The organism is Streptococcus sp. FSL W8-0197, assembly GCF_037963785.1.
GTDB lineage: Bacteria > Bacillota > Bacilli > Lactobacillales > Streptococcaceae > Streptococcus > Streptococcus oralis_CQ.
In genome coordinates this window covers 1,399,310-1,412,708 of the sequence record NZ_CP150168.1, presented here as the reverse complement: position 1 = coordinate 1,412,708, position 13,399 = coordinate 1,399,310, and the positions used below count along the sequence as shown (strand labels likewise).

Genomic DNA, 13,399 nt, shown 5'->3' with positions numbered 1-13,399 from the left:
CGGTCTTTTTATGGAGGAGAGTAAATGAATTTAAATCAATTAGATATTATCGTTTCAGATGTTCCCCAAGTCTGTGCTGACTTGGAGCGTATTTTGGATAAAAAGCCCGATTATGTTGATGACAGTTTTGCTCAGTTTACGATTGGCAGTCACTGTCTGATGTTGTCCCAAAATCATTTGATTCCTTTGGAAGATTTTCAGTCAGGAATCATTCTTCATATCGAGGTTGAGGATGTAGACCAGAATTACCAACGGTTGAAAGAACTTGGTATCCAGGTTTTAAACGGACCAACTGTAACCGATTGGGGAACAGAGTCCTTATTAGTTAAAGGGCCTGCTGGTCTAGTGATTGATTTTTATCGTATGAAGTAGGTAATTCTATTATCAAATTTTTTATCTAAACATTCTTGGAGTGAAACTTAAAAAGATCGGAGCAATTCGATCTTTTTTGTATTTATGCGACTTTCAGTCCGTCTCGCTCCGTTAGGTGCGAGACAAAAAACCACCCGTTTTCACGGGTGGTTATGATTTCTACACTTATTGTTTGGCTTCCTGTTTTAATTGTTGCACCTGTTCCTCGTACTGGACAAGCTCCCTGTCTTTTATATTGATAGTCGCTTCTGCTTCAGCAATGCGGCTTCTCAGATCTTGAGTCTTGTTATGGTGATAGCTAATACCAATAGCACTACCAGCAATGATCCCGATTACTAGACAAGTAAAAATCACCAAAATCAAGGGAGCAGATAGTTGTGTAAAGACAAGACTGACAGTTACTGTTTGACGATTGAGTAGACCAAATGAGATCACAATGACTAATAAGCTCAAACCGCCAATTAGATAAGCCTTATCTTTCAGTGACAATTCATTAAATTTTTTTAGCATAAGTTCCTTTTCTCCTGACTATGTTGATAGAAAACTACACACCATTTAGGTATTAACAAAATTCATTTTACTAGAAAATTTCGATACTGTCAATAATTTCTAACGGCTTATTTACCATCAATCAATCGATTCATTGAAAAGGAGTATTCATTTTCTAATATTTGATTGAGTAAACAGAACGGAGCAATTCGGTCTTTTTTCTGTTCCCTCTTTCTTATAACAAGATTGTGATAGTTTATATCTTTATAACAAAAGTTTTAAAGACTTGATTGTTTTGAAAAAAGATTATAAAATATGATTCATAAAAATGAAAGAGGTTTTGAAAATGTCTGAAAAACAAATGAAAGTTTTGGGTTGGGTAGCGACCTTCATGTCTGTTATGATGTACGTCTCTTACTTCCCGCAAATTATGAACAACCTGGCTGGTCAAAAAGGGAACTTTATCCAGCCCTTGGTTGCAGCCATCAACTGTAGTCTCTGGGTTTACTACGGTCTTTTCAAGAAAGAAAGAGATATTCCCCTTGCGGCTGCTAATGCGCCAGGTATCATTTTTGGTCTGGTAACGGCTATCACAGCTTTGATTTAAAAAGAAGACTGGTTTCAGTCTTTTTTTGTATATATAAAAGTAAGTTTAGTGCTATCATTATCCAGAGAGTTCAAAACTTTTTGCCTCCTTTTTAGTATAATAGAAGTAATAAATCAATCGAGGTAAAGCGATGACAGAAATACTACAATTTCCAGAAGGATTCCTCTGGGGTGGTGCAACGGCAGCTAATCAATGTGAGGGTGCTTATAATCAGGACGGTCGTGGTCTTGCTAATGTGGATGTGGTACCGATTGGTCCAGACCGTGAGGCTATTATTACAGGTCAGAAAAAGATGTTTTCGTTTGAGGAGGGCTATTTTTACCCAGCAAAGGAAGCCATTGATATGTACCATCATTACAAGGAAGATATTGCGCTTTTTGCAGAAATGGGATTTAAAACCTATCGACTTTCCATTGCTTGGACTCGGATTTTTCCTCAAGGTGACGAAGCAGAGCCAAATGAAGCTGGTCTAGCTTTTTATGAGGATTTATTTAAGGAATGCCACAAGTATGGAATTGAACCACTGGTGACCATCACGCATTTCGATTGCCCCATGCACTTAATCAGGGAGTACGGTGGTTGGCGCAACCGTCGCATGTTGGACTTTTACGCAAATCTCTGTCGCACCCTCTTTACCCGTTACAAGGGCTTGGTCAAGTACTGGCTCACCTTCAACGAAATCAATATGATTCTGCATGCCCCCTTTTTAGGAGCAGGGATTTGTTTTGAAGAGGGGGAAAATCAAGAGCAAGTCAAATACCAAGCAGCCCACCATGAGTTAGTAGCCTCGGCTATGGCGACTAAAATTGCTCACGAAATTGATCCAGAAAACAAGGTGGGATGTATGTTGGCAGCGGGGCAATATTATCCTAACACTGCCCATCCGAGAGACTACTGGGCAGCCATGGAAGAAGACCGTAAGAGTTACTTCTTCATTGACGTCCAAGCGCGTGGGGAATACCCAAACTATGCCAAGAAGCAGTGGGAGCGTGAGGGAATTGAGATAGAAATGACGGCAGAGGATTTGGACTTGTTAAAGAATCACACTGTTGACTTTGTTTCCTTCTCTTATTATGCGAGTCGAGTGGCTTCAGGCGATCCAGAAATGACGGATCTGACAGCTGGAAATGTCTTTGCCTCTATCAAAAATCCCTATCTGGAATCCTCAGAATGGGGTTGGCAGATTGACCCACTGGGACTTCGAATCACCCTCAATGCCATCTGGGATCGTTATCAAAAGCCTATGTTCATTGTAGAAAATGGACTCGGCGCTATAGACACTCCAGATGAAAATGGTGATGTAGCAGATGACTATCGGATTGCTTATCTAGAAGCCCACATCAAGGCTATGCGAGATGCTATTTACCAAGATGGCGTTGAATTGCTTGGTTATACGACTTGGGGTTGTATAGATCTGGTTTCAGCTGGAACAGGCGAAATGAACAAGCGCTATGGTTTTATCTATGTGGATCGTGATAATGAAGGTCATGGAAGCCTCAAACGGAGCAAGAAGAAATCTTTCTACTGGTACAAGGATGTCATTGCCAGCAATGGTGCAAGTATTAAGTAGAGCACATTTGTTCACTATTTTTATAAAATCTTCTCCCTACTTTATAAGATGTGAAAAAGAGTTCAATTAGACCTGGCTTTTTGCTATAATGAAGTGAGAAAATAGACAGGAGAATAAGATGTCAGAACCATTATTTTTACAATCAGTTATGCAAGAAAAAATCTGGGGTGGTACCAAGCTACGTGATGAGTTTGGCTATGAAATTCCAAGTGAAAAAATCGGAGAATACTGGGCTATCTCAGCTCACCCAAATGGGGTTTCAAAGGTCGCTAATGGTCGCTACGAGGGAACAGACTTAGCTACCTTGTATGCAGAGCACCGTGAATTGTTTGGTAATCGTCCAGAACCTGTGTTTCCACTCTTGACCAAGATACTTGATGCCAACGATTGGCTCAGTGTCCAAGTTCACCCAGACGATGCCTATGGACTAGAGCACGAAGGCGAGCTCGGAAAAACAGAGTGTTGGTACATTATCGCTGCGGATGAAGGTTCAGAGATTATCTATGGCCATAATGCCAAATCAAAAGAAGAACTCCACCAGCAAATCGAAGATAAAAACTGGGATGCCTTGCTGACCAAAGTGCCTGTTAAGGCTGGAGACTTCTTCTATGTACCAAGTGGCACCATGCACGCTATTGGAGCAGGTATCTTGATTCTTGAAACCCAGCAGTCTAGCGATACCACCTACCGTGTTTATGACTTTGACCGTAAGGATGACAAGGGCAACTTGCGTGAACTTCACCTTGAAAAATCCATCGATGTCTTGAACATTGGTGAACCTGCTAATAGCCGTCCCGTAACTATCAAAGCAGATGATTTACGTTCCACTCTCCTTGTATCCAATGATTTCTTTGCGGTTTACAAATGGGAAATTACTGGAAAAGTTAACTTTGAAAAGACAGCTGACTACAGCTTGTTGAGTGTCTTGGCTGGTCAAGGTCAACTGACTGTTGACGGGGAAAATTATCCAATCCAAAAAGGTAGCCACTTTATCCTACCAAGTGATGTTGAAACTTGGACCCTAGAAGGGCAAGGTTTGGAATTGATTGTAAGCCATCCATAAAAAAAGAAAGGGCCTGAGTTTACTACTCAAGTCCTTTTTGATTACATAAATTGGGCGATAAAAACCACAATGATGATAATAGGAATGATGAAACGAAGGAGGAAGAGCCAGACTTGGAAAAGTCCCTGTTTCCATGCTCTTTCATCAAGATGCAGTTCCTCCATGGCAAGGGCCTTTTTAAAGATATAGCCAGTAAAAAGTGACAGACAGAGAGCTCCAAATGGCATGAGGAGATTGGAAACCAAGAAGTCCATAGCATCAAAGAAGGTCTTCCCAAAGATGTGAACATCCGCCATAACACCGTAAGAAAGGGCTGAAGGAATTCCAAAGACAAAGGTCAAGATTCCTAAAATAGCACTCCATTTGCCACGCTTGCGGTTGTCCTGATTAGTGATATTGCCCACATTGATTTCCAGCATCACGACAGAAGAAGTGACCGTCGCAAAGAGGAAGAGCAAGAGGAAGAGGATGTAGAAAATGGTTCCAAAAGGCATCTTGTCAAAGAGTTGAGGCAAGACGATAAAGAGCAGGCTTGGTCCCCCTTCAGACTGGATATTGAAGGCTGACATGGCTGGGAAAATGGCTAGTCCTGCCATGATGGATACCGAGATGTTCATGGCTACGATGGAAATCCCTGACTGGACCAGATTGGTTTTCTTGTCCAAGTAGGATGCATATGTCAGCATAGCTGTCACCCCTAGTGAGAGGGCAAAGAAAGATTGACCCAGAGCATAGAGGAGACCAGCGCTAGTTAGTTTTGAAAAGTCTGGTTTGAGAAAGTAGAGACCCCCTTCCATGGCATTTGGCAAGCTGAGCGAGCGCCCGATGATCACGACAAAAATGATAAAGAGCAGGGGCATCATGACCTTTGAGGCTCTTTCAATCCCTTTTTGAACTCCACGTGATACAATAAAGATATTCAACAAGATAAAGGCAGCTTGTGCGCCAAGGGCAATGGCTGGATTTGAAATGATTGAAGTAAATAACTGAGCATAATCACCCGTTCCGCCAAGTTGGAACAATTTCCCAAACTCAATACTCAGATAGACTAGAATCCATCCTCCGATGACACTGTAAAAGGAGAGGAGGATAAAGAGGGCAAAGGCACCAATCCAACCGATAAAGTTGTACTTGTTATTCTTGCCTAGTTTTCCAAAGGTTTTGATAGCGGAAACGCCAGCGCTACGGCCAAGGGCAAACTCAGCCAGCAGGAGCGGGAAACCGATTAAAATAGTGGAAATGAGAAAGACTAGTAAAAAGCCCCCACCGCCATTAGCAGCAGTCATGTAGGGGAACTTCCAAACGGCTCCAAGTCCGATAGCTGAACCAGCAGATGCTAGGATAAAGCCTAGTTTCGAGCCCCATTGCGATTTTTCTGACATAGTTGAAACTCCAATCTCTTTTTTAAAATAAGAAAAGGCTACTTGAGTTGTCAAATAGCCCTCTCTCAATGGCTCTCTATGAGCCTTCTGTTTGATTGATAGACTTGACTATCCTATCATGTTTTCAAAGGTCTGTCAAGAAAACCATTTTCAAGTTTTCACACCTTTCTCAAAAAGTTAAAAATTTTTCTCAAAAACGCTTGACTCTGACCTAAGGGGAGGGTTTATACTATTCTTGTAAGGAGGAAATCATGTACCATATCAAAGAAGCTGCGCAGCTTTCAGGTGTCTCTGTTAAGACCCTGCATCACTACGATAAGATAGGGCTCTTGGTTCCCTTAAAGTCGGAAAACGGCTATCGAACCTACAGTCAAGAGGATTTGGAACGCCTTCAAGTCATTCTTTACTACAAATATCTAGGCTTTTCTTTAGAAAAAATAGCAGAGCTGTTAAAGGGAGAAAGGACAGATTTATTGCCTCATTTGACCAGGCAGTTGGACTATTTGACCCAAGAAAGGCAACATCTGGATACCTTGATTTCCACCTTGCAAAAAACCATTCAAGAACAAAAAGGAGAAAGAAAAATGACGATTGAGGAAAAATTCACTGGATTTAGCTATCAAGACAATCAAAAATACCACCAAGAAGCGGTAGAGAAGTATGGACAAGAGGTGATGGACCAAGCGCTCGAACGCCAGAAAGGTCACGAAGATGAGGCTACAGCCGCCTTCAACCAAGTTTTTCAAGCCTTGGCACAAAACCTTCAAGCTGGTCTGCCTGCAACAGCGTCCGAAAACCAAGAAGAAGCAGCCAAACTCTTGCAAGCTATTCGTACTTATGGATTTGACTGCTCTATTGAAGTATTTGGCCATATCGGCAAAGGCTACGTCTATAACCCAGAGTTTAAGGAAAACATTGACAAATTTGGAGCTGGAACAGCCCAGTACACATCAGATGCCATTGCGGCTTACGTTCAGACAAATGCAGAATAAATAGGCTAGGAATTTCCTAGCCTATTTTTTACTTCAAATCATAAAGCCAGTCGTCACCGTCTTTGTAGTAAAAGAATTCACTGAGATTCTCTTCTAAAAAAACACGAAGCATTTTAGACGTATCATCAGTGGCAAGTTTTAGATAAGACAGATTTTCAAAATCCTCCCACCAAACTTTCCCTTCGTCTGAAGACTGGAGTTCACCAGTAAAGTGTTCTGTTTTGTAAAAGAGGACGACATAACGATAATCCTTGTCATCGTACCAATTTTTGATACCACAGAGTTGGGGTTTGGAAATGGTCAGACCAGTTTCTTCTTTCACTTCACGAATGACAGCATCGACAAAGGATTCGCCACGTTCAACATGACCACCAGGAAAAGTAATACCAGGCCAGTCAGGGCTAACTCTGTCTTGGACCAGAACCTTGTCTCCGTTTTGAATCATGCACATGTTGACAAATTCAACTGATTCTCTTCTATTCATTTTTTACAACCTTTGATATTTAATCATAATGCAGACTTCCTGCTACCCAGCCAGTGCAGAGGGCAGAAGTGATGTTAAAGCCACCCGTGTGGGCATTGATATCCAGTACCTCGCCTGCAAAGTGGAGCCCAGGAACGAGCTTACTTTCGAGGGTTTTAGGATTGATTTCCTTAAGACTGACACCGCCTTTGGTGACAAAGGACTTGGCAAGAGACATTTTTCCAGTCACAGGGATTTTAAGAGCCTTGATGGACTGGAGAAGTTGTTCGCGTTCCTTTTCAGTCAGTTGTTTGACTTTGTTAGGATAGCCTTGCACCAAAAATTCTGCCAAGCGTTCTGGAAGCAAAGTTTTTAAAGCATTTTTCAAGGATTTTTCCCGATTTTCCTCTAGAAATGCTACCAAGTCCTTCTCAGAAAGTTGAGGCAAAACATCTAGCGAGAGAACCTCCCCACCCTTGACAAAACTAGACATACGCAGAGCAGCAGGACCCGACAAACCAAAGTGGGTAAAGAGCAGATCGTGAGTGATGACATGCTTACCATAGCTTAAGGTCACATCGTCTAGTGAAATCCCTTGAAGCGCTTTGTGTGGAAAATCAGTCAACAATGGGCTCTCAGCAGCTTCAAGCTCAGTAATGGTATGTTTAAAATGGCGGGCGATCTCATGCCCAAAACCAGTAGAACCAGTAGAAGGATAGGATTTACCACCAGTTGTAACAATCAGTTTATTACAAGTGAAGGTTTGGTCTGCGGACTTAAGGACAAACTGGTCGTCTATCTTTTTAACCGAAACAATTTCTGTTTGAGTAGCAACTTGACCACCGAGTTCAGTGATTTTCTTTTCTAGTGTCTCGATAATAGTCCGAGACTTGTCACTAGCAGGAAAGACGCGTCCGTGGTCCTCGACCTTGAGTTTAACACCATTTTCCGTAAAAAAGTTGATGATATCATGGTTATCAAACTGGGAGAAGACACTGTAAAGAAACCGCCCGTTACCAGGGATGCCAGCTAATAGGTCATCTAAAGTTCCATTGTTGGTCACATTACAACGACCACCGCCCGTTCCAGCTAATTTTTTCCCAAGTTTTCGATTTTTTTCGATGAGTAGAGTTTTCTGACCATAAAAGCTACTGGAAATGGTAGCCATCATACCTGCAGGTCCTCCACCAATGACAATAGTATCAAAATGTTTCATAGCTCTATTGTACCACAAAAAACAAGAGATGCTTGACATCTCTTGTTGCTCATAATCTTAGTTGATTTCATATCCCATCAACAAACCGCCATCTTCTGCATAGAAACTGCAGAGACCAGATGTCGGGATGATTTTGATATCCGCTTGTGGGAAGGTTTCCAGCAAGCGTTCTGACAATTGCTGACAGAATTTTTCATTGCTGCGATGAGCCATGACGATACGGCCACCAGCGTAGCCAGCCTTGATGAGTTCTTCATAGGCTGCTTGAAGGGATTTTTTTGGTCCACGCGCTTTTTGGAGTAGTTCTAGGGTTCCAGTTTCACTTGCTTCCCCAACCATACGGATGTTGAGAAGACCGACAACTGTACCGATCAGCTTGCTTAAACGACCATTTTTTACCAAGTTATCAACCTTAGCGAGTACAAAAAGCAACTTCGTTTTTTCTTGGTAGGCTGTAATAGCTTCAACAATTTCCTCATAAGAAAGTCCTTGATCAATCAAGCTATTGATTTTCTCGACAATCAAGTCAACCTCACCACCTGCAGACAATGTATCGATCACATGAATCTGAGTGTCAGGGTGTTCTTCCAGATAGATATTCTTAGCGAGCTGTGCACTATTATGGCTACCTGAAAGAGTACCAGTGATAGTAACGACAAAGATATGCTTAGCACCTTCAAATGCTCGCAAGTAATCATCAGGGCTAGGACAAGCTGATTTTGAAGCCTCAGAAGTCGCATACATGGTTTCCATCATGTGGTCAATGTCAAGATTGGCATCATCGATAAAGACCTGATCAGCTACTTGAATGGTTAAAGGAACACTAACAAATTCCGTATCAATAGCAGGAGTTGCCAGTTGACGATAATCACAACCAGAGTCAGCTACAATCTTCCAAGTCATAGAAATTCTCCATCTTTGTCACTTATACATTGACAAAGGTTCTGTCTTTTTTTACAATTATATCATGAAAGCCCTTGAAACAAAAGTACCACCTCTCTGTTGTCACAAGTAGAAAGAAATTGTTATGTCTGAACGTAAAATATCTGAAAAATCTCTTGAAAATCTCAGAAAATCAAATCAAGAATCCAATTTTTTAACCAGAGAAGCAATCGAGACGGCTCTTTTGCAACTTCTAGAGAAAAAAGACTTGGCCAAGATCAGTATTTCGGAGCTGGTCAAACGTGCGGGCGTCTCTCGTGCCGCCTTCTATCGTAACTATGACTCCAAAGAAGAGATTTTGGAAAGTGTCTTTAAACGCAGTGTCCATAACATTATGGAACAGCTGAGCCACTACGATGTCAAAACCGACCTTTATCTAGTATGGGTTCACCTTTTTCGAGCAGCCAAGAAAGAAGCCAAGGTTATCCAACTTGCTCTGGACTATCATTTGGAAAAGATTTTTGTCCAAGCCATGCAGGAATTTCTAGAAAAATACCACGGGAAATCAAAAGGTGTCAGTAGCTACCTTCATTCCTTTTGGAGCTCTGCCATCGTATCGGTTCTGCTCAAATGGATCAAGGATGGCATGAAGGTTCCAGCTGAAAAGATTGCAGATTTACGCTTGCCATTTTTCAAAAAATAGGGGATAAGGAGAAGACTTATGACAGAAAAAAGACTGGCTTGGGATGAGTACTTTGCAGCCCAGGCTTTACTGATTGCCAATCGTTCGACCTGCAAACGTGCCAAGGTGGGAGCTGTCCTCGTTAAGGACAATAAAGTCATTTCAACAGGCTACAATGGTTCCGTATCAGGAACGGAGCACTGTATTGACCACGAATGTCTGGTCATTGAAGGTCACTGTGTTCGAACCCTTCACGCCGAGGTCAATGCTATTCTCCAAGGGGCTGAGCGAGGGGTTCCCAGAGGATTTACAGCCTATGTGACCCATTTCCCTTGTCTGAACTGCACCAAACAACTGCTACAAGTTGGTTGCAAGCGCGTGGTTTATATCAACCAGTACCGAATGGATGACTATGCCCAGTACCTTTATCAAGAAAAAGGCACCGAGTTAACCCATTTACCATTAGAGACTGTTCAGACGGCTCTTCAAGAGGCAGATTTGATTTAAAAATTAATAAAAATAAATGGTTTAGAAAGCTTTTTAAACCGTTTTTTGATATAATAAGAAGAATAAATTGAAAGAAGGAATTCAGAAAATGGGAAAAATTGAAGTCATTAATCATCCACTCATTCAACACAAATTGTCAATCTTGCGTCGTACAGATACTTCTACAAAAGCTTTTCGTGAACTAGTAGACGAGATTGCAATGTTGATGGGATATGAAGTACTTCGTGATCTTCCACTTGAAGATGTGGAAATCGAAACACCTATCACAAAGACCGTTCAAAAACAATTGGCTGGGAAAAAATTGGCGATTGTCCCAATCTTGCGTGCAGGTATCGGGATGGTAGATGGCCTCTTGAGCTTGGTTCCAGCAGCCAAAGTTGGACACATCGGTATGTACCGTGATGAAGAAACCCTTCAACCAGTTGAATACTTGGTGAAATTGCCTGAGGATATTGACCAACGTCAAATCTTTGTCGTTGATCCAATGTTGGCAACAGGTGGCTCAGCAATCTTGGCAGTAGATTCCCTTAAAAAACGAGGCGCTTCAAATATCAAGTTTGTCTGCCTAGTATCTGCTCCAGAAGGTGTGAAAGCTCTTCAAGAAGCACACCCAGATGTAGAGATCTTTACAGCAGCTTTGGATGAACGCTTGAACGAACACGGTTATATCGTTCCAGGTCTTGGAGATGCTGGAGACCGCTTGTTCGGTACTAAATAAAATCCCAAAGTAAATAGTGAAACTAGAAGTTCGTTTTTGACTTGAAAGGAGGTTGAGTTTTTGTTTCTGTTTAGAGAATAGAGCAAAAATTTGACCTTTTTTGACCAAAAAGATATAATAGTTTTGTATTGAGTCGTAAGACTAAGAAAATTCAACATAAAACATAAAAGGAGAAATGAATGATTCCTGTAGTTATTGAACAAACAAGCCGTGGAGAACGTTCCTATGATATTTACTCTCGTCTTCTGAAAGACCGCATCATCATGCTAACAGGTCCAGTTGAAGACAACATGGCCAACTCCGTTATTGCTCAGTTGCTCTTCTTGGATGCCCAAGACAGTACAAAAGATATTTATCTTTATGTCAACACACCTGGAGGCTCTGTTTCAGCTGGTTTGGCAATCGTTGATACCATGAACTTTATCAAGGCAGATGTCCAAACTATCGTTATGGGGATGGCTGCATCCATGGGGACTGTCATTGCATCAAGTGGCGCAAAAGGCAAACGTTTCATGCTTCCAAATGCAGAGTACATGATTCACCAACCAATGGGTGGTACAGGTGGTGGTACCCAACAGACAGATATGGCAATTGCTGCAGAGCACTTGCTCAAAACTCGTAAGACTTTGGAGCAAATCCTTGCAGATAACTCTGGTAAATCAGTCGAGCAAATTCATGCAGATGCGGAACGTGATTACTGGATGAGTGCCCAAGAAACACTTGAATATGGCTTTATTGATGAAATCATGGCCAATAATTCGTTAAGCTGAACAACCTAGAAAGCAAACTCGACGGAGTTTGCTTTTTTTGATATAATAGGAGAAGATTTCTTAGAAAGAGGATTCCTCATGTTTGAAAAAACAAATCGATCAGGATTAATCATCTATCTCTACTATAATCGAGATGCAAAAAAAATTCAGGAATACGGTGATATCTGTTACCATTCCAAAAAACATCGTTACTTGCAGCTCTATGTTCCAACTGAGGAGCTAGATGACTTGGTTGAGAGATTAGGTAAGGAAAGATATATCAAGAAAATTAGACGTTGCCATATTCAAGAGCTAGAAACTCCCTTCGTTGGGAATCTCTATCGGACTGAAGAAAACGTTATCATTTAAAAAATTAAACAAATACATTGACAATTTTCTGATAATTCGGTATATTCTTAACATACAATTTTTGAAACAACTATAAGGAGATTAAAAATGAAGAAAAAATTTGCCCTATCTTTTGTGGCTCTTGCTAGTGTGGCTCTTCTTGCTGCCTGTGGGGAGGTCAAGTCAGGAGCGTCAAACACAACTGGAAATCCAGTAGACGAAAAAACAATTAAAATCGGTTTTAACTTTGAAGAGACAGGTGCTGTGGCAGCTTACGGTACAGCTGAACAAAAAGGTGCCCAACTTGCCGTAGACGAAATCAACGCTGCAGGTGGAATTGATGGAAAACAAATCGAAGTTGTAGACAAAGACAACAAGTCAGAAACTGCTGAAGCAGCTTCTGTTACAACAAACCTTGTTACCCAATCAAAAGTAGCAGCTATTGTAGGACCTGCGACATCTGGTGCAACTGCTGCAGCTGTAGCTAACGCTACTAAAGCTGGAGTGCCATTGATTTCACCAAGTGCTACTCAAGACGGTTTGACTAAAGGTCAAGATTACCTATTTATCGGAACATTCCAAGATAGCTTCCAAGGGAAGATTATCTCTAACTATGTAACAAACAAGTTGAATGCTAAGAAGGTTGTTCTTTATACTGACAACGCTAGTGACTATGCAAAAGGTATTGCTAAATCTTTCCGCGAATCCTACAAGGGTGAGATTGTAGCAGATGAAACGTTTGTAGCAGGTGATACTGACTTCCAAGCAGCCCTTACTAAAATGAAAGGGAAAGAGTTTGACGCTATCGTAGTTCCAGGTTACTACACAGAAGCTGGTAAAATTGTAAACCAAGCTCGTGGTATGGGAATTGATAAACCAATCATTGGTGGTGATGGATTTAACGGTGAAGAATTTGTTCAACAAGCAACTGCTGAAAGAGCATCAAACATTTACTTCATCTCTGGATTCTCAACTACAGTTGATGTTTCTGCAAAAGCTAAAGCTTTCCTTGAAGCATACCGTGCTAAATACAATGAAGAGCCTTCAACATTCTCAGCTTTGGCCTATGACTCAGTTTACCTAGTAGCAAATGCTGCAAAAGGTGCTAAAAACTCAGGTGAGATCAAGGACAACCTTGCTAAAACCAAAGATTTTGATGGTGTAACTGGTCAAACAAGCTTTGATGCTGACCACAATACTGTGAAAACTGCTTACATGATGACCATGAACAATGGTAAAGTTGAAGAAGCAGAAGTTGTAAAACCATAACATTAGAATAGTAATTGAAATGGGGAATGAGCCTTTGACTCACTCCCTGTTTCGGTGTTTATGAACTTGTGAAAATAATGAAATTTTCTA

The 13,399-nt window shown here is 41.3% G+C and carries 16 protein-coding genes; 11 read left to right on the top strand and 5 right to left on the bottom strand.

The window, feature by feature from the left end; all coding sequences use genetic code 11:
* The first annotated feature begins 24 nt into the window (after nucleotides 1-24).
* The gene (locus NYE79_RS07110) at nucleotides 25-372 is read left to right on the top strand and encodes a VOC family protein (protein WP_001052638.1); all 348 of its coding nucleotides are present in this window, start codon (nucleotides 25-27) and stop codon (nucleotides 370-372) included.
* A 165-nt stretch (nucleotides 373-537) separates the two neighbouring features.
* Here the strand turns inward: NYE79_RS07110 and NYE79_RS07105 are convergent, their stop codons facing one another.
* Complete coding sequence (locus tag NYE79_RS07105; RefSeq protein ID WP_000913393.1) at nucleotides 538-882, bottom strand: LapA family protein; 345 nt, start codon at nucleotides 880-882, stop codon at nucleotides 538-540.
* A gap of 325 nt (nucleotides 883-1,207) precedes the next feature.
* Here NYE79_RS07105 and NYE79_RS07100 point away from each other — a divergent pair, with 325 nt between their 5' ends.
* The 3 genes from NYE79_RS07100 to manA all read left to right on the top strand — a co-directional run bounded on the left by NYE79_RS07100 (nucleotide 1,208) and on the right by manA (nucleotide 4,101).
* Nucleotides 1,208-1,468, top strand: coding sequence for a SemiSWEET family transporter (locus NYE79_RS07100; RefSeq protein ID WP_001291475.1), 261 nt, complete (start codon nucleotides 1,208-1,210; stop codon nucleotides 1,466-1,468).
* A gap of 130 nt (nucleotides 1,469-1,598) precedes the next feature.
* Nucleotides 1,599-3,038: a 6-phospho-beta-glucosidase gene (locus tag NYE79_RS07095; RefSeq protein ID WP_216728488.1), complete on the top strand. Its 1,440-nt coding sequence runs from the start codon at nucleotides 1,599-1,601 to the stop codon at nucleotides 3,036-3,038.
* Nucleotides 3,039-3,156: 118 nt separating this feature from the next.
* A complete protein-coding gene (manA, locus tag NYE79_RS07090; protein ID WP_084922007.1) occupies nucleotides 3,157-4,101 on the top strand; it encodes a mannose-6-phosphate isomerase, class I in 945 nt (314 codons plus the stop codon).
* Between the two features lie 41 nt (nucleotides 4,102-4,142).
* On the opposite strand, the gene NYE79_RS07085 is transcribed toward manA, so the two are convergent.
* Nucleotides 4,143-5,483 (bottom strand): sodium-dependent transporter, encoded by a 1,341-nt coding sequence (locus NYE79_RS07085; protein WP_084922211.1) that lies wholly within the window; start codon nucleotides 5,481-5,483, stop codon nucleotides 4,143-4,145.
* 251 nt (nucleotides 5,484-5,734) lie between these two features.
* On the opposite strand from NYE79_RS07085, the gene NYE79_RS07080 reads away from it, so the two are divergent.
* Nucleotides 5,735-6,475, top strand: coding sequence for a MerR family transcriptional regulator (locus tag NYE79_RS07080; protein ID WP_050251726.1), 741 nt, complete (start codon nucleotides 5,735-5,737; stop codon nucleotides 6,473-6,475).
* A 28-nt stretch (nucleotides 6,476-6,503) separates the two neighbouring features.
* Here NYE79_RS07080 and NYE79_RS07075 read toward each other — a convergent pair whose 3' ends face one another.
* Genes NYE79_RS07075 through NYE79_RS07065 form a run of 3 tightly spaced genes read right to left on the bottom strand, consistent with a single transcriptional unit; the run spans nucleotide 6,504 to nucleotide 9,057 of the window.
* Nucleotides 6,504-6,959 (bottom strand): 8-oxo-dGTP diphosphatase, encoded by a 456-nt coding sequence (locus tag NYE79_RS07075; RefSeq protein WP_049478864.1) that lies wholly within the window; start codon nucleotides 6,957-6,959, stop codon nucleotides 6,504-6,506.
* 19 nt (nucleotides 6,960-6,978) lie between these two features.
* A complete protein-coding gene (locus NYE79_RS07070; protein ID WP_049478878.1) occupies nucleotides 6,979-8,154 on the bottom strand; it encodes an NAD(P)/FAD-dependent oxidoreductase in 1,176 nt (391 codons plus the stop codon).
* A 57-nt stretch (nucleotides 8,155-8,211) separates the two neighbouring features.
* Nucleotides 8,212-9,057, bottom strand: a complete 846-nt coding sequence (locus NYE79_RS07065; protein ID WP_000219947.1) for a DegV family protein — start codon at nucleotides 9,055-9,057, stop codon at nucleotides 8,212-8,214.
* Between the two features lie 124 nt (nucleotides 9,058-9,181).
* Here NYE79_RS07065 and NYE79_RS07060 point away from each other — a divergent pair, with 124 nt between their 5' ends.
* The 6 genes from NYE79_RS07060 (at nucleotide 9,182) to NYE79_RS07035 (ending at nucleotide 13,309) form a co-directional block, all read left to right on the top strand.
* A complete protein-coding gene (locus tag NYE79_RS07060) occupies nucleotides 9,182-9,739 on the top strand; it encodes a TetR/AcrR family transcriptional regulator (RefSeq protein ID WP_000003897.1) in 558 nt (185 codons plus the stop codon).
* Between the two features lie 18 nt (nucleotides 9,740-9,757).
* Complete coding sequence (locus tag NYE79_RS07055; protein WP_000136994.1) at nucleotides 9,758-10,225, top strand: cytidine/deoxycytidylate deaminase family protein; 468 nt, start codon at nucleotides 9,758-9,760, stop codon at nucleotides 10,223-10,225.
* A gap of 88 nt (nucleotides 10,226-10,313) precedes the next feature.
* Nucleotides 10,314-10,943 carry a uracil phosphoribosyltransferase gene (gene upp, locus NYE79_RS07050; RefSeq protein ID WP_000515974.1) on the top strand — a complete coding sequence of 210 codons (630 nt, stop codon included), beginning with the start codon at nucleotides 10,314-10,316 and terminating at the stop codon, nucleotides 10,941-10,943.
* 179 nt (nucleotides 10,944-11,122) lie between these two features.
* Nucleotides 11,123-11,713 carry an ATP-dependent Clp protease proteolytic subunit ClpP gene (gene clpP, locus NYE79_RS07045; RefSeq protein WP_000613467.1) on the top strand — a complete coding sequence of 197 codons (591 nt, stop codon included), beginning with the start codon at nucleotides 11,123-11,125 and terminating at the stop codon, nucleotides 11,711-11,713.
* A gap of 78 nt (nucleotides 11,714-11,791) precedes the next feature.
* On the top strand, nucleotides 11,792-12,061 hold the full coding sequence (locus NYE79_RS07040) for a YlbG family protein (RefSeq protein ID WP_000462101.1): 270 nt from the start codon (nucleotides 11,792-11,794) through the stop codon (nucleotides 12,059-12,061).
* Between the two features lie 87 nt (nucleotides 12,062-12,148).
* Nucleotides 12,149-13,309 carry an ABC transporter substrate-binding protein gene (locus tag NYE79_RS07035; protein ID WP_049500092.1) on the top strand — a complete coding sequence of 387 codons (1,161 nt, stop codon included), beginning with the start codon at nucleotides 12,149-12,151 and terminating at the stop codon, nucleotides 13,307-13,309.
* The last annotated feature ends 90 nt before the right edge of the window (nucleotides 13,310-13,399 follow it).